The sequence below is a fragment of the Kitasatospora sp. NPDC058478 genome (assembly GCF_042720345.1).
In the GTDB taxonomy this organism is placed as follows: domain Bacteria; phylum Actinomycetota; class Actinomycetes; order Streptomycetales; family Streptomycetaceae; genus Kitasatospora.
The window spans coordinates 28,775-49,700 of the sequence record NZ_JBHXML010000058.1 but is presented as its reverse complement, the minus strand read 5'-3'; the positions used below and the strand labels follow the sequence as shown (position 1 = coordinate 49,700).

General features: G+C 72.4%; 19 protein-coding genes. 4 read left to right on the top strand and 15 right to left on the bottom strand.

From position 1 onward, the window contains the following. The 7 genes from ACFWPT_RS28675 to ACFWPT_RS28645 all read right to left on the bottom strand — a co-directional run bounded on the left by ACFWPT_RS28675 (window position 1) and on the right by ACFWPT_RS28645 (window position 7,231). Window positions 1–870, bottom strand: a complete 870-nt coding sequence (locus ACFWPT_RS28675; RefSeq protein ID WP_063350111.1) for an amino acid ABC transporter permease — start codon at window positions 868–870, stop codon at window positions 1–3. After that, window positions 867–1,511, bottom strand: a complete 645-nt coding sequence (locus ACFWPT_RS28670; RefSeq protein ID WP_380373783.1) for an amino acid ABC transporter permease — start codon at window positions 1,509–1,511, stop codon at window positions 867–869. The genes ACFWPT_RS28675 and ACFWPT_RS28670 overlap by 4 nt, the downstream gene beginning before the upstream one ends. Before the next feature lie 12 nt (window positions 1,512–1,523). Further along, window positions 1,524–2,441, bottom strand: coding sequence for a glutamate ABC transporter substrate-binding protein (locus tag ACFWPT_RS28665; protein ID WP_380373785.1), 918 nt, complete (start codon window positions 2,439–2,441; stop codon window positions 1,524–1,526). A gap of 9 nt (window positions 2,442–2,450) precedes the next feature. After that, the gene (locus ACFWPT_RS28660) at window positions 2,451–3,179 is read right to left on the bottom strand and encodes an amino acid ABC transporter ATP-binding protein (protein ID WP_063351563.1); all 729 of its coding nucleotides are present in this window, start codon (window positions 3,177–3,179) and stop codon (window positions 2,451–2,453) included. Window positions 3,180–3,226: 47 nt separating this feature from the next. Continuing rightward, window positions 3,227–3,472, bottom strand: a complete 246-nt coding sequence (locus ACFWPT_RS28655; RefSeq protein WP_363585876.1) for a LapA family protein — start codon at window positions 3,470–3,472, stop codon at window positions 3,227–3,229. Between the two features lie 149 nt (window positions 3,473–3,621). Next, complete coding sequence (locus ACFWPT_RS28650; RefSeq protein WP_063350108.1) at window positions 3,622–5,394, bottom strand: ABC transporter ATP-binding protein; 1,773 nt, start codon at window positions 5,392–5,394, stop codon at window positions 3,622–3,624. Window positions 5,395–5,458: 64 nt separating this feature from the next. Continuing rightward, window positions 5,459–7,231 (bottom strand): ABC transporter transmembrane domain-containing protein, encoded by a 1,773-nt coding sequence (locus tag ACFWPT_RS28645; RefSeq protein ID WP_380373790.1) that lies wholly within the window; start codon window positions 7,229–7,231, stop codon window positions 5,459–5,461. Between the two features lie 477 nt (window positions 7,232–7,708). On the opposite strand from ACFWPT_RS28645, the gene ACFWPT_RS28640 reads away from it, so the two are divergent. Further along, window positions 7,709–8,572 (top strand): aldo/keto reductase, encoded by an 864-nt coding sequence (locus tag ACFWPT_RS28640; RefSeq protein WP_363377228.1) that lies wholly within the window; start codon window positions 7,709–7,711, stop codon window positions 8,570–8,572. Between the two features lie 257 nt (window positions 8,573–8,829). On the opposite strand, the gene ACFWPT_RS28635 is transcribed toward ACFWPT_RS28640, so the two are convergent. Continuing rightward, window positions 8,830–9,726: a MarR family transcriptional regulator gene (locus tag ACFWPT_RS28635; protein ID WP_363377227.1), complete on the bottom strand. Its 897-nt coding sequence runs from the start codon at window positions 9,724–9,726 to the stop codon at window positions 8,830–8,832. Window positions 9,727–10,101: 375 nt separating this feature from the next. On the opposite strand from ACFWPT_RS28635, the gene fabG reads away from it, so the two are divergent. Then, on the top strand, window positions 10,102–10,869 hold the full coding sequence (gene fabG / locus ACFWPT_RS28630; protein WP_350875567.1) for a 3-oxoacyl-ACP reductase FabG: 768 nt from the start codon (window positions 10,102–10,104) through the stop codon (window positions 10,867–10,869). Between the two features lie 231 nt (window positions 10,870–11,100). Next, window positions 11,101–11,868: a phosphatase PAP2 family protein gene (locus ACFWPT_RS28625; protein WP_363377226.1), complete on the top strand. Its 768-nt coding sequence runs from the start codon at window positions 11,101–11,103 to the stop codon at window positions 11,866–11,868. An 82-nt stretch (window positions 11,869–11,950) separates the two neighbouring features. On the opposite strand, the gene ACFWPT_RS28620 is transcribed toward ACFWPT_RS28625, so the two are convergent. Next, window positions 11,951–12,151 (bottom strand): I78 family peptidase inhibitor, encoded by a 201-nt coding sequence (locus tag ACFWPT_RS28620; RefSeq protein ID WP_063350104.1) that lies wholly within the window; start codon window positions 12,149–12,151, stop codon window positions 11,951–11,953. A 77-nt stretch (window positions 12,152–12,228) separates the two neighbouring features. On the opposite strand from ACFWPT_RS28620, the gene ACFWPT_RS28615 reads away from it, so the two are divergent. Next, window positions 12,229–12,504, top strand: a complete 276-nt coding sequence (locus ACFWPT_RS28615) for a DUF6343 family protein (protein ID WP_363377224.1) — start codon at window positions 12,229–12,231, stop codon at window positions 12,502–12,504. Window positions 12,505–12,598: 94 nt separating this feature from the next. Here ACFWPT_RS28615 and ACFWPT_RS28610 read toward each other — a convergent pair whose 3' ends face one another. From ACFWPT_RS28610 to ACFWPT_RS28585, 6 genes are all read right to left on the bottom strand, one after another. Next, window positions 12,599–14,005: an aspartate aminotransferase family protein gene (locus ACFWPT_RS28610; protein ID WP_380373800.1), complete on the bottom strand. Its 1,407-nt coding sequence runs from the start codon at window positions 14,003–14,005 to the stop codon at window positions 12,599–12,601. Continuing rightward, entirely contained in the window at window positions 13,995–15,905 is a 1,911-nt protein-coding gene (gene dxs, locus ACFWPT_RS28605) for a 1-deoxy-D-xylulose-5-phosphate synthase (protein WP_380485275.1), read from the bottom strand. The genes ACFWPT_RS28610 and dxs overlap by 11 nt, the downstream gene beginning before the upstream one ends. Before the next feature lie 126 nt (window positions 15,906–16,031). Then, window positions 16,032–17,060, bottom strand: coding sequence for an adenosyl-hopene transferase HpnH (gene hpnH, locus ACFWPT_RS28600; protein ID WP_063350100.1), 1,029 nt, complete (start codon window positions 17,058–17,060; stop codon window positions 16,032–16,034). Window positions 17,061–17,062: 2 nt separating this feature from the next. Further along, a complete protein-coding gene (locus ACFWPT_RS28595) occupies window positions 17,063–17,743 on the bottom strand; it encodes a hypothetical protein (protein ID WP_063350099.1) in 681 nt (226 codons plus the stop codon). Continuing rightward, window positions 17,740–19,824: a squalene--hopene cyclase gene (shc, locus tag ACFWPT_RS28590; RefSeq protein WP_244293508.1), complete on the bottom strand. Its 2,085-nt coding sequence runs from the start codon at window positions 19,822–19,824 to the stop codon at window positions 17,740–17,742. The genes ACFWPT_RS28595 and shc overlap by 4 nt, the downstream gene beginning before the upstream one ends. Before the next feature lie 7 nt (window positions 19,825–19,831). Continuing rightward, the gene (locus tag ACFWPT_RS28585) at window positions 19,832–20,920 is read right to left on the bottom strand and encodes a polyprenyl synthetase family protein (RefSeq protein ID WP_079136360.1); all 1,089 of its coding nucleotides are present in this window, start codon (window positions 20,918–20,920) and stop codon (window positions 19,832–19,834) included. Window positions 20,921–20,926 lie beyond the last annotated feature (6 nt).

The following is a 20,926-nucleotide window of genomic DNA, read 5'->3' as shown; positions in this document are numbered from 1 at the left end:
TCACTGCTGCGCGGACGGCGGCAGTCCCATCGCCACCCCGGCCTTGACCACCGGCGCCCCGCCCCGCATGCTCGGGCTGCGCCGGCTGCGGCGCTCGACCCAGCGGGCGAGCCAGGAGAGCAGCAGGCACATGCCGATGTAGATCGGCGCGATCACGATCACCACGGGGATGAACGGCAGGTCGTAGTCGAGGTTGGTGGCGATCAGCTTGCCCGCGTGCAGGAACTCCTCGTAGGTGATCAGGAAGCCCAACGAGGTGTCCTTGAGCGCGACCACCAGCTGGCTGATGATGGCCGGCAGCATGGCCCGGTTGGCCTGCGGCACCAGCACGTACGTCATCACCTGGGTCTTGCGCAGGCCGAGCGCGTAGGCCGCCTCGCGCTGCCCCTTGGGCACCGCGAGCACGCCGGCCCGGAAGACCTCGGCCAGCACCGAGCCGTTGTACAGCACCAGCCCGGCCACCAGCGCCCACAGCGGCTGCACCTTGAGCGCGACGAAGACGAAGAAGATCATCACCAGCAGCGGCATGGCCCGGAAGAACTCCACCACCACCGTGGAGAGCACCCGCACCACCTTGTGGTCGGACAGTCGCCCCGCCGCGAACAGCGCGCCGAAGGGCAGCGCGAACAGCACTGTCCAGCCGAAGGCCTTGAGGGTGTTGCCGAGCCCGCTCAGCAGCAGGTCCTGGACGCCCCGGTACTCGAAGGGCATCCACTTCTGGTACGTGAACTGGTGGGTGTGGAAGAGCATGTAGACGATCCAACCGATCAGCGCCGCGATCAGCAGCAGCGCGATCCCGCCGTACAGCCGGTGGCGGGCGAGCGCCTTCGGACCGGGGATGTCGTACAGCGCCGAGGATCCAACGGTCATCGCGACACCGCCACTCGTCGTTCCAGCAGGTTGAAGACGGCGCTGACGGCCAGGGTGATGATCAGGTAGCCGACGGCGATCCAGACGAAGGTCCAGATGATGCTGTAGCCCAGCTCGTTGATCGTCCGGTAGGTGCCGAGCAGTTCGGTGACGCTGAACGAGCCGGCGATCGCCGTGTTCTTCGCCAGCGCGATCATCACACTGCCGATCGGCGCGACCACCGACCGGTACGCCTGCGGCATGACCACCACGCTCATCGTCTGCCCGAAGCTCATGCCCAGGCTGCGCGCCGCCTCCCCCTGCCCCACCGGCACGGTGTTGATGCCCGAGCGCATCGCCTCGCAGACGAAGGCCGAGGTGTAGCAGCCGAGCGCGGCCACCGCGAAGACGAAGAACGGCAGCGTGATGTTGAAGCGCGGCAGGCCCAGCACCACGATGAAGAACAGCAGGGTCAGCGGCGTGTTGCGCAGCAGCGTCACCCACGCCGTCCCGAACACCCGCAACGGCCGGACCGGCGAGACCCGGAAACCCGCGATCATCACTCCCAGCACCAGCGACAGCACGGCGCTCACCGCGAACAGCGAGAGCGTGCCGAGGAAGCCGTCCCAGTAGGTCGACCAGTTGTCGGTCAGCGTTTTCACGGCGCGGCCCTCTCAGTACCGGTCGATCGGCGGCGGTGTGGGCGCCGGCTCCCCGGACAGGCCCAGGGTCGCGTCGTAGGCCTTCTTCCAGTCGCCGTTCTGCTCGTTCTGCGCCAGCGCGTCGTCCAGGGCCAGGCGCAGCACGGTGTCGTTCTTCGGGGTGCCGATCCCGTACGGCTCCTGGGAGAACAGCGGGCCGACCACCTTGAGCTCGTCCGGCGCCTTGGCCGCGTAGCCCAGCAGGATCGCGTTGTCCGTGGTGACGGCGTCGACCTGGCCGGTGATCAGGTTGTCCACGCAGGCCGAGTAGGTGTCGTAGCCGATCAGCTTCGCCTTCGGGAACTGCGACTGGATGCGCTGGTACGGGGTCGAGCCGGCCGCCGAGCAGACCTTCTTGCCGTCCAGGTCCTGCGGGCCGTGGATGGTGTTGTCGTTCCTGCGCACCAGCAGCGACTGCCCGGCGATGAAGTACGGTCCGGCGAAGCCGACCAGCTTCTTCCGGTTGTCGTTGATGGTGTAGGTGCCGACGTAGAAGTCCACCTGGCCGTTCTGCAGCGCGGTCTCGCGGTTGGCCGAGGCGATGGTCTTGAACTCGATCCGGTCCGGCGGAAAGCCGAGGTAGGCGCCGACCATCTTGGCGATCTCGATGTCGAAGCCGGAGTACACGCCGGTGGCCGGGTTCTTCTCGCCCAGGTACGGCTGGTCCTCCTTGGCGCCGACCACCAGGTGGCCCCGGCTCCGGGCGGCGTCCAGGGTCGGCGAGCCGGTGATGGAGGCGGCGTCGCGCACCTGGTAGCTGGGCAGCGCGCTCGCCTGCGGGCCCTTGGGCGGCGGGGTGCCGGGCTTGCCGCAGCCGGCGGCCAGCCCGGCGAGCAGCAGGACGGCGGCGAGCGCCGTCCGGCCCCGGGCGGCGGTGGTCTTCCTCGTCACGGCGCCGCCTCAGTGCTTCAGGATCTTGGACAGGAAGTCCCGGGCGCGCTCGCTCTCCGGAGCGTTGAAGAAGTCCTCCGGGGCGCGGTCCTCGACGATCCGGCCGTCGGCCATGAAGACCACCCGGTTGGCGGAGGCCCGGGCGAAGCCCATCTCGTGGGTGACCACGACCATCGTCATGCCCTCGTGGGCGAGCTGGCGCATGACGTCCAGCACCTCGTTGATCATCTCGGGGTCGAGCGCCGAGGTCGGCTCGTCGAACAGCAGCGCCTTCGGGTCCATCGCCAGCGCCCGGGCGATCGCCACCCGCTGCTGCTGGCCGCCGGAGAGCTGGGCCGGGTACTTGTCGGCGTGCGCCTCCAGCCCGACCCGCTCCAGCAGGGCGCGGGACTTGGCGTCCGCCTCCGCCCGGGGCCGGCCGCGGACCTTGATCTGCGCGAGCGAGACGTTCTGCAGCACGGTCTTGTGCGCGAACAGGTTGAAGGACTGGAACACCATGCCGACCTCGGCGCGCAGCCGGGCCAGTCCCTTGCCCTCCTCGGGCAGCGGCTCGCCGTCGATCAGGATGGTGCCGTCCTCGATCGGCTCCAGACGGTTGATCGCCCGGCAGAGCGTCGACTTGCCGGAGCCGGACGGTCCGATGACCACGACGACCTCGCCGCGGCCCACGGTCAGCTCGATGTCCTGGAGGACGTGCAGGTCCCCGAAGTGCTTGTTGACGCCGCGCACCTCGATCAGCGGCGTGAAGGCCGAGGGCCCCGCCTGGGCCGGCCCGGGAGCGCTGGTCACCGGCCGCGACGCCCCTTCAGCAGCCAGCCCAGAGCGCCGCCGGCGAGCAGCGTGGCGAGCAGTGCGATCCAGAGCGGCGCGGTGACGGTGAACACCCAGAACTGGATCTTCACCTTGTCGAGGTTCGCGAACAGGAACCACACGGCGAGGACGACGAGGACGCCGATCCCGATGTACCGGGTGGGGATCCCGGCGATCTCGCTGCGTTTGGAGCCGGACGAGCCGTCCGAAATCTTGGTCACCGGAGCAGTCTGCGGGCCGGGGATCCGATTTGCCCGGTTACACGCCCTGATGGGCGAGGGAGTAACCCGCACGGGGCAATCCGGCCCCGTGCGGGTTTGAAATGCCGTACGGGTCAACGGCGCCGTACGCGTTCGACGGCGCCGGCCCGCTACCGCTCGTCCCGCCAGGAGCGCCAGAGCGCCGCGTACGGGCCGCCGGCCGCGACCAGCTCCGGGTGGCTGCCGTACTCGCTGATCCGGCCGCCCTCGACCACCGCGATCACGTCCGCGTCGTGCGCGGTGTGCAGCCGGTGGGCGATGGCGATCACCGTGCGGCCCTCCAGCACCCGGGCGAGCGAGCGCTCCAGGTGCCGGGCGGCGCGCGGGTCCAGCAGCGAGGTGGCCTCGTCCAGCACCAGGGTGTGCGGATCGGCCAGCACCAGCCGGGCCAGCGCCAGCTGCTGGGCCTGCGGCGGGGTCAGCGCGGTGCCGCCGGAGCCGACCTCGGTGTCGAGGCCGTGCGGCAGCGCGTCCACCCAGCCGCCGGCGTCCACCGCGTCCAGCGCGGAGCGCAGTTCGGTGTCCTCGGCCCCGGGCGCGGCCAGCCGCAGGTTGTCCCGCAGGGTGCCGACGAAGACGTGGTGCTCCTGGTTCACCAGGGCGACCTCCGCCCGCACCCGCTCGGCCGGCATCCGCGCCAGCGCCGCCCCGCCGAGCGTCACGCTGCCGCGCCCGGGGGCGTAGATCCCGGCCAGCAGCCGCCCCAGCGTGGACTTGCCCGCCCCGGACGGCCCGACCAGCGCGACCCGGCTGCCCGGCGCGACGTCCAGGCTGATGCCGTGCAGGACGTCGGCGCCCTCGCGGTAGCCGAACCGGACGTCCCGGGCCTCGACCCGGCGGCCGTCCGGGTGGCTGGACTCGTCGCCCTCGTGCTCCGGCACCTCGCGGACGCCGACCAGCCGGGCCAGTGAGGCCTGGCCGATCTGCAGTTCGTCGTACCAGCGCAGGATCAGGTCGACCGGGCCGGTCAGCATCTGCGCGTACAGCACTCCTGTGGTCAACTGGCCGACGGTGATCCACCCCTTGAGGGTGAACAGCCCGCCGAGCAACAGGGTGGCCAGCACCGCCGAGGAGTAGACCGCGTCGATGGTCGGGAACCAGACCGAGCGCAGCCACAGGGTGTAGCGCTCCCAGGCGAGCCACTCGCCCAGCTTGCGGTCCGTCAGGGCGATCCGCTGGTCGCCCAGGCGCAGCGCCTCCACCGTCCGCCCGGCGTCCACCGTCTCGGCCAGCACGGTGTTCACCGCGGCGTACCCGGCCGACTCGTTGCGGTAGGACTGCGGCGCGCGCTTGAAGTACCAGCGGGAGCTGACCAGCAGCAGCGGCAGGCCGATCAGCGAGGTGAGCGCGAGCAGCGGCGAGGTGACCAGCAGGGCGCCGATCACCAGCAGCAACGACACGATGGCGACGGCGAGTTCGGGCACGGCCTCGCGCACCGACTTGTCCAGCCGGTCGACGTCCGTGGTGCCCCGGGAGACCAGGTCCCCGGTGCCGGCCCGCTCCAGCACGCCGGTGGGCAGCGCGACCGAGCGGACCAGGAAGTCCTCGCGCAGGTCGGCCAGCACCCGCTCGCCGAGGACGGCACCGCGCATCCGGGACCAGCCGGTGAAGGCGGACTGCACCACCAGCGCCAGCAGGTACCAGCCGACCGCGACCGCGATGGTGGCCTCGGCGGTGCCGGTGGCCAGCGACTCGACCAGGCTGCCGAGCACCCAGGGGCCGACCAGCCCGGCCACGGTGGCCACCGAGTGCAGTGACACCACCGCGGAGAACCCTCGGCGGTGGCGCCGGGCGAGCAGGCGCAGGTAGGCGCGCACGGCGGCCGGTGAGCCGACCGGCAGGGTGGTGGCCGGCCCCTGCTCCTCATGGACGGGGGGCTTCATGACGTGCTCCTCAGGTATGCGGCGGGTCGGGCGGGGCGGACGGCGCGGGTGCCCACGCGGCCGCTCATACCGGCTCCCCCACCGGTGCCGGCTCCTCTTCGCGGGTGACCACGGCCCGGTAGGCCGGCTCGGTCCGCATCAGGTCGCGGTGCCGCCCGGCCACGGCCACCCGGCCGTCGCGCAGCAGCACCACCCGGTCGGCCTGGTCGAGCAGCAGCGGGCTGGTCGCGAAGACCACGGTGGTGTGCCCCGCCCGGGTGTCCCGCAGTCCGGTGGCGATCCTGGACTCGGTGTGGGCGTCCACCGCGCTGGTCGGCTCGTCCAGGACGAGGACCGGCGGGTCGGCCAGCAGCGCGCGGGCCAGGGCGAGCCGCTGGCGTTGCCCGCCGGACAGCGAGCGCCCGCGCTCGGTGATCCGGGCGAGCATCGCGTCGCCCGCACACTCCGGCGAGCCGTCCACCAGGGCCTCCAGCACGTCGTCGGACCGGGCGGCGGCCAGCGCCTCGGCCACCGAGACCCGCCCCGAGGACGGGATGTCGAACAGCCCGGCCAGGGTGCCGGAGAGCAGCACCGGCTCCTTGTCGTGGACCAGCACCGCCGCCCTGGCCTCGGCCAGTGGCACCGCGTCCAGCTCCGTCCCGCCGAGCCGGACGGAGGGCTGCTCCGGCTCGTCCTCGGCAGCCGGGACGTGCCCGCCGAGCCGCCCGGCGAGCGCCCCGGCGAAGTCCGGGTCCCCGCAGACGACCGCGGTCAGCTCCCCGGCCCGCGCGGTCAGCCCGGTCGCCGGGTCGAACAGGTCGGCGTTCCCCGGCTTGTTCAGCGAGGCCTCGGCCACGCCGCCGGTGCGGCTGAGCGAGAGCACCCGGACGGCGCGCCCGGCGGAGACCCGGGCGACGCTCCAGGCGTGCGCGGCCTCGCCGAGGATCCGCAGCGGCGCCGCGAGGAAGGCGGTGGCGCCGTACACGGCGATCAGGGTGCCGACGGCGAGCTCGCCCGCGGCCGCCTGCCGGGCGCCGTACCACGTCACCCCGATCACGAACAGGCCTGGCAGCAGGACCTGTTGGGCCTGCATCAGCGACCAGATCCGGGCCGATCGGACGGCCGCGGCCCGGACCTTCTGGGAGGCGGCCCGGTACCGGTCGAGGAACAGTTCCTCGCCGCCGATGCCGCGCAGCACCCGCAGCCCCGCCACGGTGTCGGCGGCCAGCTCGGTGGCCTTGCCGCCGAGCGTGCGCTGCTGCTCGTACCGCCGCTCGAACGGCCCGATCAGCGGCCAGACGGCGGCCGCCAGCACCGGGACGCCGAGCAGCACCCCGACCCCGAGCACCGGTTCGACGACCAGCACGGCCGAGCTGACGGCCAGCCAGACGATCACCGCGGCCCGGACCCGGGCGACGAGTTCGACGTACCAGCCGATCCGCTCGACGTCCCCGCTGCCGACCGCGACGACCTCGCCGGTGGCGATCCGGCAGGACAGCCCGGCGCCCAGGTGCGAGGCCTGCCGGGCCACCAGCTGCCGCACGTGGCACGCCGCGTGGATCCAGTTCCAGACCGCCTGCCGGTGCAGCAGCACGGCACCGAGCGCGGACAGCACGGCGAGCGCCACCGCGAGGGCACCGGCCCGCCAGATCCCGGCGGCCTCGCCGTCGACGGCGGCCTGCACGCCCCACCCGAGCGCTATCGGCAGCGCCGCCTGGCCGCCCATCTCCAGCAGCGCCCAGCAGGTGGCCAGCACCTGCCCGCGCCGCTGGCCGCGCTGGAGCCAGCGCAGGAAGGCCGGGGGCGAGGAGAGATCGGGACTACCGGGGTCGGCCAACGGCAGGGGGGTGAGCAGCATGACACTCCGATACAGGAGGGTGCGGGACGGTGCTGGAGGTCCTGGAGGTGCTGGAGGGTGCGAGCAGGCGTGAGCGGGCACGCCGGGAGAAGGTCACGAGCCGGAGGCACGGGTCTCGCGGCACGGCGGGCCCGACTCGCGCGAACAGCGGAAGACGGGCGGCGGCGGGCGACAGCGCGGCGCCTCGCCCCGGCGGCATCGGCGCGTCCGGGGCGGCGCCGAACGGGACCGCCGGACGGGACGGCCGGACGGGGGCGGGAAGGGCACGAAGGGCCCGGATCTCAGGAGGTCATGGCCACGAGCCTGCCAACCCCGATGTGATCTGCGCAACAGGTTTTTCGCCGCCCGGCCCCCGGATTCCCGCCGGAGCGGGCCCCCGGCCCCGCAAGATTCCCCCGAACGGCGGGAACAATCCCGCCCGGGCCCCAGTTGCCCCCTTCTGGAATCAGACGGACAACCAGGAGGGCACCCCTTCCCGTGAGCAACATCCCCAACGTCACGCTGAACGACGGCGCGCAGATCCCGCAGCTCGGATTCGGCGTGTGGCAGGTCCCGGACGACGAGGCCACGGCCGCCGTCCGCACCGCGATCGAAGCGGGCTACCGCTCCATCGACACCGCGGCCATCTACGAGAACGAGGCCGGCACCGGCCAGGCGATCACCGAGGCCCTGGCCGGCGGCGTCGCCCGCGAGGACCTCTACATCACCACCAAGCTGTGGAACTCGGGCACCCGTGACTGGTCGGGCGAGCAGGGCCGCGACGCCGTCCTGCGCGAGTTCGACGCGTCGCTGGCCAAGCTCGGCCTCGACTACGTCGACCTCTACCTGATCCACTGGCCGCGCCCGAAGCACGGCAGCTACCTGAACGTCTGGAAGGCCTTCGAGCAGCTGAAGGCGGACGGCCGGGTCAAGTCGGTCGGCGTCTCCAACTTCGGGCCCGAGCAGCTCACCCGACTGCTCGACGAGACCTCGGTCGTCCCGGTGCTGAACCAGGTCGAGCTGCACCCGTACTTCCCGCAGACCGAGCTTCGCGCCTTCCACGCCCAGCACGGCATCGCCACCGAGGCCTGGAGCCCGCTGGGCCAGGGCAAGGAGCTGCTCGCCGAGCCGGTGCTGGCGAAGATCGCCGAGAAGCACGGCCGCACGGTCGCCCAGGTGGTGCTCCGCTGGCACCTGCAGAGCGGCGTGATCGCGATCCCGAAGTCGGTCACCCCGGCCCGCATCCGGGAGAACCTGGACGTCGCCGGCTTCGAGCTGGACGCCGAGGACCTCGCCGCGATCGCCGGTGTCGCCACCGGCACGCGGATCGGTCCGGACCCGCAGGAGTTCGACTGGAACTGACGGCACCCGCCGTCCGACTTCTCTGACGAGCGGTCATGTCGAACGACCGCCCACCCCTGCAGGGGTGGGCGGTCTTCGGTGTGCCACGATCCGCCGACACCGACGAGCAGCGGCCTCCGGCACGTCAGGCCACCAGCACCTTGAGCCGTCAACGGCTCGAGTCATCAACGCCTTGAGCCGTCAACGCCTCAAGCCTTCGGCACACCAGGCCTTCCGTACGTTGGCGAATCGTTTTGGCTGGCGCTCAAAGGATCCTTCTAGAGCCGCGCCGCCTTGCCGAGGAGCGCCAGCGCGGGCCCGTGCTCACTCTCGTCCAGCGGGGCGAGCAGCAGCCGCTGGACCTCGGCCACGCCGGCCGTCGAACGGTGCAGCAGGTCCTGGCCCGCCGGCGAGAGCGACAGCAGGTTGCGGCGCCCGTCCGAGGGGTCGCGCCGGCGCTGCACCAGACCACGGCGCACCAGCCGGCTCACCATCTCGGCCATCGTCGCCTTGTCCAGCGAGGCCAGCTCACCGACCGTGCGCTGGTCGGCGCCCGGTTCCAGTTCGAGCGCGTCCAGCACCGCGTACTGCGGAGCCGTGAGCTCCGCACCGACGTGCTCCGACCAGAGTTTGGTGTGCACCTGCTGGCCCACCCTGATCAGGTAGCCGATCGCCCGCTGCGCGTCCAGTGTCGGCCGCGCATCGGAGAACACGGCGACCGCGGCGGGCTCCAGCCTGGCTATCTTGGCCATCACCCGCACGATCTCCACCTGCTCCTCCGCCGTCAGCGGCTCGAACAGGGTGCGCTGCACGCGGACCACACCGCCGGTGGCCTCACGCACCGCCTGGGCACCGCTCTGCGAGAGAGCGAGCAGTTTTCGCCGGCCGTCGGCCGGGTCACGCCTTCGCAGCACCAAGCCGCGGCGGACCAGCCGCGCGACCATCTCCGCCATCGTCGCCTTGTCCAGCGAGGCTCGCTCGCCGACCGTCCGCTGGTCGGCACCCGGTTCGAGGGCCAGGACCAGCAGGACGGCGAACTGCGGAGCCGTGAGATCGGCTCCGACATGCTCGGACCACAGCCTGGTGTGAACCTGCTGTGCAACGCGAATCAGGTGTCCGGGCGACTGTTGCAGTCGCGCGGACACGCGGGTCGTCGGGATCTCCCCCAGCACCATGTATCCGTCCCGATGTCACACCCGGTGTGTGTGGGACACCCGGGTGGGGCAGTAACGGCGAGTGGGCGTCCAGCTATGAGGGAGGGCGCTCCAGCCGTGCAGCCGGTGGCTGCTGGCGGACACTATACAAACGGCGGGCCCTTGCTGGCAGGCAGGGGCGGATAGTAGACGCAGGTTCGGCAACATTGGCATATTTACGCGGCCGCCACGCCCTCTCGGTAACCCGTTCTCAGCAGAAAGCCGACCGGTCGGTCCTTACCGACCGTCACCCACGACTCTCCAGCCCTGTTCGCCCTCCCTACTCGCGGGTAGGGTGTGGCCACCCTCCCCGGGGCGCTCCCCGCGGAGACCACCCCGAGAGAGACGAGAGCGAGCATGACCGAGCAGAGCACCGCCCCCCGGGTCGCCGTCGTCACCGGCGCCGCCCGCGGCCTGGGCGCCGCCACCGCCGTGCAACTGGCCGCCGACGGCTACGCCGTGGCCGTCCTCGACCTGGACGAGACCGCCGGGAAGGACACCGTCGACCGGATCACCGCGGCCGGCGGCCGGGCCCTGGCCGTGGGCGCCGACGTCTCGGACGCCGACCAGGTGCAGGCCGCCGTCGACCGCGTGGCCGCCGAGCTCGGCGCCCCCGTCGTGCTGGTCAACAACGCGGGCGTGCTCCGCGACAACCTGCTCTTCAAGATGTCCGAGTCCGACTGGGACACGGTCATGAACGTCCACCTGCGCGGGGCCTTCCTGATGACCCGCGCGGTGCAGAAGCACATGGTGGACGCCGGTTTCGGCCGCATCGTCAACTTGTCCTCCTCGTCCGCCCAGGGCAACCGCGGCCAGGCCAACTACTCGGCCGCCAAGGCCGGTCTGCAGGGCTTCACCAAGACTTTGGCCATTGAGCTGGGCAAGTTCGGCATCACCGCCAACGCCGTGGCCCCCGGCTTCATCGCCACCGACATGACCGCGGCCACCGCCGCCCGGGTCGGCATGGACTTCGAAGACTTCAAGCGGGCTGCGGCCTCCCAGATCCCGGTCCAGCGGGTCGGTCTGCCTGAGGACGTCGCCCACACCATCTCCTTCCTCGCGAGCGAGGGCGCCGGCTTCGTTTCCGGGCAGGTGATCTACGTCGCCGGCGGCCCCCTCGACTGAGCACGGAACCTACACAGGGTTACCACGGAGTGGGAAGCCGGCCGCGCCGGCCTCCCACTCCGTTTTCTTTACCGGGGCTTTTGCAGAATCATTCGAACACCACACTGGCATTCGATCCGAGAATCGCGGAAATCACTCCCCGGGCGGACCTCTCTCCGCCAATTGTCGATTTCACGGGAAAATGACAAATCCCTCCGGAATAGCCCCGGCCGGATGGGTAAGGTCACCCCCGTGCAAGCCCCGAGTACCCCCGCGCCCTATCCGAACCAGGGGCCGGAGCAGCTCACCACCACCCACCGCGAGCGCCCGAGCCCCGAACGAGCCCACCGCCGCGAGCCCGGCTGGCCGCCGATGGGCCGCCGGCAGGCCGCCCTGCTCGCCGTGACCTGCGTCGCCTACCTGCTGGTCCTGGCCGGTGTCCTGCTCAACACCGCCCTGGTCGACCTCGACTGGTCGGTCCGGCTGTTCCGCCCCTACGAACGCTGGCCCAGCCTGGAACCGCTGCTCGACACCTGGGTGGTCGCCGGGCAACGCGGCCCCTCCGCCATCGCCGCCTTCGTCTGGCTCGGCTGGCGCGCGCACCGGCTGGGCCGGCTGCGCCCGCTGCTGGTGATGGCCGTCGCGCTGCTGCTGCTCAACGTCACGGTCGGCGCGGTCAAGATCGTCACCGGCCGGCTCGGCCCGCACTACGCCCAGTACGTCGGCTCGCCCGAACTGTTCTCCGGCGGCACCATCTTCCCGTCCGGTCACACCGCCAACGCGGTCGTCACCTGGGGCGTGCTCGCCTACCTCGCGGTCCGCTGGCGGCGCACCGGCGCGGTGATCGCCGCCGCCACCGCCTGCTCGATCGGCCTGACCACGCTCTACCTGGGCACCCACTGGGTCACCGACGTGCTGGCCGGCTGGGCCGCCGGACTGCTGGTCCTGCTCTCGCTGCCGCTGCTGGAGCCGCTGGTCGTCGCCGCCGAACAGCGGTTGGCCCGGCGGCCGGGCCACTGAGCCCGCACGCCACGACCACCGGCCACCCCGGCCACCCCGGCCACCCCGGCCACCGGAAAGGTCGACCACCGGGAGGGCGGCCCTACCCCTCCCAGCTGCGCTCGACCACGCCGTCGCGCACCGCGAGGTTGAGCCGGCCCTCACGGTGGTCCATGGTCATCATCGCCCCCGGCTCCAGCACCCGGACCGAGGCCCAGCCGTGCCGCCGGGCCAGCTCCCGGGCCCGTTCGATCCGCAGCCCCGCGTAGCCCTCGGCGTCCGCCGCCGCGTCCGACCCCGTCATCGCGTCTCCCCCGCTCTCCCCCACGGACGTACGCTGGAATCGTAGCCCCCACCCGCGCGGCCCGGAGGTGAACGGCCATGCGCACCACCACTCCGCGACGGCCCTGGCGCAGCGGCACCGAGCCGGCCACCGCCCGCAGCGACCTCAAGCTCCGCTACCTGCTGTCGCTCACCTTCACGCCGCTGTTCGCGCTCGCGACGGCGGGCTTCGCGATCTGGGCGGCGGCCTCCCCCGCCGACGGCGCCCCCAGCCGGGGGACCCTCACCGGCTTCGCCATCGCCTGCGGCCTGCTCACCCTGTTCGCCACCGTCGATCTCGTCGTGGTCATCCGGCGCCGCCGGACCGAGCTCTGACACGGTGTCTCCCACGGAGTGGGAAGTCGGCCCGGCCGACTTCCCACTCCCGCAACACTCCCGCACCGCCGCCGAGCACCCGCCCAGAACCAGCTCAGCGACTGCCGACCGCCTGCTTCACCAGCGTCCGCCCGAAGTCCCACATCAGCCCGCTCCCCCGGTGCGCGTCATCCATGATGTCGGTGAAGGCGTCCACGAACCGGTCGACGTCGCGCTCCGTGATGATCAGCGGCGGGATCAGCTTGATCACCTCCAGGTGGTCACCGGACACCTGGGTCAGGATCCGGTGCCGCTGGAGCAGCGGGACGACCACCATCTGGGCGAACAGCCCCTTGCGCGCCGCTTGCAGGGCCGTCCATCCGGTGCGCAGCTTGAGCGACTTGGGCCGGCCGAACTCGATGCCGATCATCAGACCCCGGCCGCGCACCTCGGCGAGCAGCTCGTACCGGTCGACCAGTGCGGCCAGCCGCTCGCGCAACTGATCGCCGACCTGACGCGCGTTCTCCACCACCTTCTCCTCGCGCATCACCTCCAGGGTCGCCAGTCCGGCCGCCATCGCCTGGGCGTTGGCACCGAAGCTGGCCGAGTGCACCAGCACCCGGTCCATCGAGGAGTACACCTTCTCGAAGATCCAGCTCTTGCCGAGCGTCGCCCCGACCGGCACGTAGCCGCCGGAGAGCGCCTTGGCCGCGCAGACCAGGTCGGGCAGCACGCCCTCCTCGTGCTGGTAGGCGAAGAACTCGCCGGTACGGCCGATCCCGGTCTGCACCTCGTCGCAGATCAGCAGCGCCCTGTGCTCGTGCAGCAGGGCCTGCGCGGCACGCAGCCAGCCGGGCGGCGGCGCCAGGACGCCCTTGCCCTGGATCGGCTCGACGATCAGGGCGGCGACGTCGCCGCGCTTCAGCTCCCTGGCCAGCGCGCCGAGGTCGCCGAGCGGGATGGCGGTGTCCGGCAGCAGCGGATCGAAGCCCTTGCGGAAACCGCTCTCCCCGTTGACGGAGAGCGAGCCGGTGGTCAGCCCGTGGAAGGCGTGGTCGGCATACAGGACGCGCCTGCGGCCGGTGGCGTACCGGGCGAACTTGAGCGCGGTCTCCACCGCCTCGGTGCCGCTGTTGCCGAAGAACACCCGGTCCAGCCCGGGCGCGTACGAGAGCAGTCGCTCGGCGAGCAGCCCGGGCAGCGGCGAGCAGTCGAAGCGGACCAGGTCCGGCAGGTCGAGGTCCATCACCTGCTGGATCGCCGACCGCACGACCGGGTGGTGGCGGCCCAGCGCGAAGATGCCGAAGCCGGCCAGCATGTCGAGGTACTCGTTGCCCTCGGCGTCGTAGAAGTACGGGCCCTTGGCGCGCTCGTAGTACTTGTCGAAGCCGATGGTGTGCAGCATGCGCGGCAGCTGCGGGTTGAGGTGGCGGCCGTGCAGCTCGTACCGCTCGGCGCCGCGTTCGGCGATCAGCGCGGCGAGGTCGAAGCTGGCGGCGGTGCGGTCGGGGTCAGCCGGCATGGCGCTGGTTCGCTCCTCGGTTCGGTAGCAGGTTCTTGGCGAAGACGGCGGTCTGGGCGGCGACTCCGGTGCCGGTCAGACCGGTCTCCTCCAGGATCTCCCCGCGCGCGGCGTGGCCGAGGAACTCCTGCGGCAGGCCGAGCACCCGCACCGGCACGTCCACGTCGGCGTCGCGCAGCGTCTGGGCGACGGCGGCGCCGACGCCACCGGTGCGGCCGTTGTCCTCGACGGTGACGACCAGCCGGTGGGCGGCGGCCAGTTCCGGCAGGGCCGGGTCGACCGGTTTGACCCAGCGGGGGTCGACGACGGTCGCGGTGAAGCCCTCGGCGAGCAGCAGCCGGGCGGCGTCCAGGCAGGCGGCGGCGGTGGTGCCGACCGCGACCAGGAGGATCTCCGACGGCCGGCCGGTGCGCAGCAGGACGTCCATCCCGCCGATCCGCTCGACGGCCGGCACAGCGGGCCCGATGGTGGCCTTGGGGAAGCGGACCACGGTGGGGGCGTCCTCGACGTCGACGGCCTCGCGCAGCTGGGCCCGCAGCTGGTCGGCGTCGCGCGGGGCGGCGAGCCTGAGGCCCGGGACGACCTGGAGGATCGACATGTCCCACATGCCGTTGTGCGAGGCGCCGTCGCTGCCGGTGACCCCGGAGCGGTCGAGGACGAAGGTGACGCCGAGCCGGTGCAGGGCGACGTCCATCAGGACCTGGTCGAAGGCCCGGTTCAGGAAGGTCGCGTAGACGGCGACGACCGGGTGCAGGCCGCCGGTGGCGAGGCCGGCGGCGGAGGTGACGGCGTGCTGCTCGGCGATGCCGACGTCGAAGGTGCGCTCCGGGAAGGCCTTGGCGAAGCGGGCCAGGCCGACCGGTTGGAGCATCGCCGCGGTGATCGCCACCAGGTCGGGCCGCTCGGCGCCGAGCGCGACCAGTTCGTCGCCGAACACCGAGGTCCAGGAGACTCCGCCGCTGGGCGAGATCGGCAGGCAGGTGTACGGGTCGATCGGGTTGACGGCGTGGAAGCGGTCGGCCTCGTCCTGTTCGGCGGGCCGGTAGCCGCGCCCCTTGACGGTGAGGCAGTGCACGATGACAGGGCCGCCGAAGTTGCGCGCCTGGCGCAGCGCCTGTTCGACGGCGCCGAGGTCGTGGCCGTCGATCGGCCCGAGGTACTTCAGCCCGAGGTCCTCGAACATGCCCTGGGGCGCGAAGGCGTCCTTGAAGCCCTTCTTGGCTCCGTGCAGCGCGTCGAAGATCGGCTGGCCGACGAGCGGGGTGCGCTGCAGCGCGCCCTTGCCGAGGGCGAGGAAGCGTTCGTACCCCTGGGTGGTGCGCAGGGTGGCCAGGTGGTTGGCGAGGCCGCCGATGGTCTTGGCGTAGGAGCGCTCGTTGTCGTTGACGACGATGACCAGCGGCCGGTCGCGGGCCTCGGCGATGTTGTTGAGCGCCTCCCAGGCGAGCCCGCCGGTGAGCGCGCCGTCGCCGATCACCGCGACGGTGTGCCGGTCGTGCTGGCCGAGCAGTCGGGCGGCCTTGGCGAGGCCGTCGGCGTAGGACAGGGCGGTGGAGGCGTGCGAGTTCTCGACCAGGTCGTGTTCGGACTCGCCGCGCGAGGGGTAGCCGGAGAGCCCGCCCTTCATCCGCAGCCGGGAGAAGTCCTGGCGGCCGGTGAGCAGTTTGTGGACGTAGCTCTGGTGGCCGGTGTCGAAGACGATCCGGTCGTACGGGGAGTCGAAGACCCGGTGCAGGGCGATGGTCAGCTCGACCACGCCGAGGTTGGGCCCGAGGTGGCCGCCGGCGCGGGTGACGGCGTCGATCAGGAACGCGCGGATCTCGTCGGCGAGCAGCGGGAGTTCGGCCGCCGGAAGCTTTCGCAGTTCGGCCGGTGACGTGACGCTGGAGAGCAGTGACATGGGTACACCTCACGACTCGGAGTGGCGCGGCGGTACCGCCGCCCGGCGGGGGCGGGGCCGGCCCGGGCGCGGGGCCCGGGCCGGACGGGGTGTCCTCGGGAGCGGTGGCGCGGTCGAACGACCGGCTCAGTGGCCGCGGTTGGCGCCGATGGTCTCGGTGATGGCGCGCAGCGACTCCTTGAGCGAGCCCATGGTGGCGAGTACGGCGGTCGGCTCGTAGCCGCAGTGCGCCATGCAGTTGGCGCAGCGCGGGTCCTTGCCGCGGCCGTACTTGCTCCAGTCGGTCTTCTCGACGAGTTCGCGGTAGGTGGGCACGTAGCCGTCGGCCATCAGGTAGCAGGGCCGCTGCCAGCCGAACAGCGAGTAGTTGGGGATGCCCCAGGGGGTGCACTCGAAGTCGGCCTTGCCCTCCAGGAAGTCCAGGAAGAGCGGGCTGTGGTTGAGCCGCCAGCGGCTCCGGTTGCCGCCGGCGAAGGCCTTGCGGAAGAGCTCCCGGGTCTGGTCGACGCCGAGGAAGTGCTCCTGGTCGGGGGCCTTCTCGTAGGCGTAGGCCGGGGAGATCATCATCTCGTCGACCTTGAGCTCGTCGTTGAGGAAGTCCAGCACCTCGATGATGGTCTGCGGGGTGTCGGTGTTGAAGAAGGTGCTGTTGGTGGTGACCCGGAAGCCGCGCCGCTTGGCCTCCTTGATCGCCGCCACCGCCTCGTCGAAGGTGCCCTCCTTGGCCACCGACTCGTCGTGCCGCTCGCGCATGCCGTCGATGTGCACGGCGAAGGTGAAGTACGGCGAGGGCTTGAACTTGTCCATCTTCTTGCGCATCAGCAGCGCGTTGGTGCAGAGGAAGACGTACTTGCGGCGCTCGACGAGCTGGCGGACGATCTCGTCGATCTGCGGGTGCATCAGCGGCTCGCCGCCGGCGATCGAGACCATCGGGGCACCCGACTCCAGGACCGCGCCGACCGCCTGGGCCACCGGCATGCGCTGCTTCAGCACACCCGCCGGGTGCTGGATCTTGCCACAGCCCTCACAGGCGAGGTTGCAGGCGAACAGCGGCTCCAGTTCGACGATCAGTGGGAACTTGTCCCGGCGTTTGAGCAGCTTCTGCTGCATGAGGTAGGTGCCGACCCGCACGGTCTGGCGCAACGGCATGGCCATGGCTAGCTCGCCTCCTGGGGGAGCGTCGAGGATGTGGGGTGGTTCAGGTCCGCGGGGCCGGGCCGGGACTCCTGCCGGTACCAGTCGACCAGGGCGGGTACCGCCGCCCGCAGGGTCCGCCAGGCACGCACCCCGGCCGGGAGGGTGCCGGGCCGCAGCAGTTCGCGCTCGGGGGTGTCCACGACCACCCGCAGGACGGCGGCGGGCAGCGTCGGCCGCCGTTCCCGCAGCGCGGCCAGCACGGCGGCGGCCTCCATGTCGACGGCGAGCGCGCCCTGGAGGTGCAGGGCGCGCCGTTCGAGGCCGCGGACGACGTGGTCGGCGGTGTGGTGCACCCCGGCGTGCGCGGTCAGGCCGAGTTCCTTGAGGGCCCTGGCGAGCTCCGGCCCGGAGTCGACGGGGTACAGGTGCCCCTCCGCGTCGCGCACGCCGTCGGCGACCACGATGTCGCCCGGCAGCACGCCCGGGCCGACCGCGGCGCCGAAGCCGGCCACCACGACCGCGCCGTAGCCGCCGGGGGCGGAGCCGAGCAACCGACGGACGGTCAGCGCGGCCCGCCGCCGGCCCATGCCGGTGCGCACCAGCACCGGCGGCCCGCCGGCCGCGCCGCGCCAGTCGCCACCGCGCAGCGCCCAGACCTCGGGGCCCAGCGCGCAGAGCACCAGCAGCGGGGCGGTGGTCACCGCGCCGCCCCGATCGCCGGGGTGTCGCCGTTGCGGCGGCCGAGGGCGGGGCTGCCGTGCAGGTAGCGGCCGAGCGCGGTGACCGGGAAGACCAGCCGGTACAGGTGGTAGTTGATGGAGAAGTCCCACGGGAAGCCGGTGCCGGTGAACTGCGGCTCGTCCCAGGTGCCCTCGGGCAGCTGGGTGCGCACCAGCCAGTCCACGCCGTGTTCCACCGCCGGGTTGGCCCGGCCGTCCGGGCCCTCGCCGGCCGCGAGCAGCGCCATCAGCGCCCATGCGGTCTGCGAGGCGGTGGAGTCGCCGCGCCCGGCCCAGCGGGCCGGGTCCTCGTAGGAGCGCATGTCCTCGCCCCAGCCGCCGTCGGTGTTCTGCCGGTCCTCCAGCCAGCGGACGGCGCGCCGGATCGCCGGGTGCTCGTCCGGGACGCCGGCCGCGACCAGGGCGGGCAGCACCGAGCCGGTGCCGTAGATGTAGTTGGTGCCCCAGCGGCCGAACCAGGAGCCGTCCGCCTCCTGGTTGTGCAGCAGCCACTCGACGCCGCGCCGGGTGCGCCGGTCGCGGGCCCGGCCGGTCTCGGCGAGCATCTCCACCACGTGGGCGGTGACGTCGGCGGACGGCGGGTCGACCACCTCGCCGAAGTCGCAGAACGGCAGCTTGTTGGGCAGCGTGCTGGTGTTGTCGACGTCGAAGGCGCCCCAGGCGCCGTTCTTGGACTGCATGCCGAGGTTCCAGAGCACGCCGCGGTCCATCGCCGCATCGACCTTGGCCGGGTCGGGGTGGTCGACCCGGCCCAGCGCGAGCACCACCTCGGCGGTGTCGTCGATGTCGGGGTAGGTGTCGTTCTCGAACTCGAAGGCCCAGCCGCCGGGGGCCAGCGTGGGCCGCTGGACGGACCAGTCGCCGTCCTTGCGGATCTCCTCGCCGAGCATCCAGTCGACGGCCGAGACCAGCGCCGGGTGGTCGGCCGGCAGCCCGGCGTCGACCAGCGCGATGGTGGCCAGGCAGGTGTCCCAGACCGGGGACTGGCAGGCCTCCAGCCAGCGCCGGCCGTCCTCGGTGTGCACGGTGAAGCGGTCGAAGGAGGAGAGTCCGGCCTGCATCACCGGGTGCTCCAGCTCGTAGCCCTCCAGGTGCAGGGCGATCAGCGAGTACACGGCGGGCGGCTGGATGCCACCCCAGCAGCCGTCGGCCTCCTGCCGTTCGACGATCCAGCGGCAGGCCTGCGAGACGGCGAGCCGGCGCAGCGGGCGCAGGGCGCGGTGGTGGTAGGCGTGCAGGACCTTGTCGAGGCGCTCGAAGAGGCCGTCCCAGCTGGTGGCGGGGGCGAGCGGCCGGTCGGGGTAGGGGTGGTCCGGGTCGGTGTGCAGCTCGGTGAGCGGGAAGGGCGCCGGACGGACGGGGCGGTGGGCCGAGACGACGGTCAGCGGGACGATGGTCTGGCGGGCCCAGCAGCCGAAGGCGTAGATGTTCAGCGGCAGCCACTTGGGCAGGAAGATGATCTCGGGCGGCATCTCGGGGAGCCGTTCCCAGGGCCACCAGCCGAAGAGCGCGAGCCAGATCCGGGTGAAGACCCGGGCGGCCGCGATGCCCCCGGCGGAGCGGACGTACCGCGCGGCGGCCACCATGTGCGGGGCCTCGGGGTCGTCGCCGGCGAGTTTGAGGGCGACGTACGCCTCGACGGTGGTGGACAGTTCGGCCGGCCCGCCGTGGAAGGTGGCCCAGGTGCCGTCCTCCCGCTGCTGGGACCGGATCCATTCGGCGGTGGCCTTGGTCTGGTCCTCGGTCCGGATCCCGAGGAACTGCCGCAGCAGTAAGTCCTCGGCGTCCATGGTGACGTTGGTCTCCAGGTCGCCCTTCCACCAGCCCTCGGAGCTCTGCAGCGAGAGCAGGTGGGTGGTGGCGCGGGCCAGTGCCTCCCGCGCGTCGGCCGCTCCGAGGTCCGCCTCACCGGCCGGCCGGAGCTGGTCGGTGTCTTCGGGCTGCCACCGCCCGGCGCCCAGGAGGGTCGGGGGGCGGTCGCCCACCGCGACCGGCTCGGAATCGTACTCAGGGTCGAGCCGGCCGTCCGCGGTTGCTGTCAACGTAACGTCACCTCTCTCGTACCACCACGAATTCGGCGAGTGCGACGAAGTGCTCGCGCACCTCGTCGGACATGGGCACCTCGTCCAGGGCGGCGAGGGCAGTCGTGTGCTGGCGGCGGGCTTCCTCCTGGGTCCAGGCGCGGCCGCCGGCCTCCTCGATCAGCGCGGCCCGGGCGGCGAGCTCGGGCTCGCCCTCCTCGCCGCGGCCCTTCGGGTCGGCCAGCTGCTCGGCGAGCCGGCGCGAGGCCGCGCCGCCCTCGGCCAGCGCGGCGGCGACCGGCAGGGACTTCTTGCGCTGGCGCAGATCGCCCCAGTGCGGCTTGCCGGTGACCTCGGTGGCGCCCCAGATGCCGAGCAGGTCGTCCACCGCCTGGAAGGCCAGGCCCAGGTGGTGGCCGTAACGCTGGAGCGGTTCGGAGACCTTGTCGTCGGCCCCGGCCAGGACGGCGCCGATCGCCGAGGCGGCCGCCAGCAGCGCCGCGGTCTTGCCGCCCTCCATCTCCAGGCACTCGGCGACGGTGACGCTGTCGCGCTGTTCGAAGGCGACGTCCATGGCCTGGCCGTCGATCAGTCGGCGGGTCGCCGTGGTGAGCAGCCGGACGGCACGCGCGGCGTCGGTGGGGCTCGTACCGCCGGTCACCGCGGCGTCGAGCAGCACCTCCGTGCCGAGCGTCGCCAGGGCGTCGCCGGCCAGGATCGCCTGGGCCGGACCGAAGACCGTCCAGGCGGTGGCCCGGTGCCGCCGGGTCTCGTCACCGTCCATCAGATCATCATGGAGCAGGGAGAAGTTGTGCACCAGTTCAACCGCGACCCCGCCCGGCACGCCGACCTCGGCGGCGGCGCCGGTGGCCCGGGCGGAGAGCAGGGCCAGGGCGGGGCGCACGGCCTTGCCGCCGTCGCCCTTGGCCGGGGTGCCGTCCCGGTCGATCCAGCCGAAGTGGTACGCGGCGACGGTGTCCATCGGTGCGGCCAAACGGGCGACGGCGGACCGTAGCGGCGGGGTGCAGAGCGTGCGGCTGCGGGCCAGCAGCTCCGGCACCGAGACCGGTTCGGCGTGCGCCGTGCCTCCGACGGCGATGCCGGTGCGTGACTCCACGTGCGT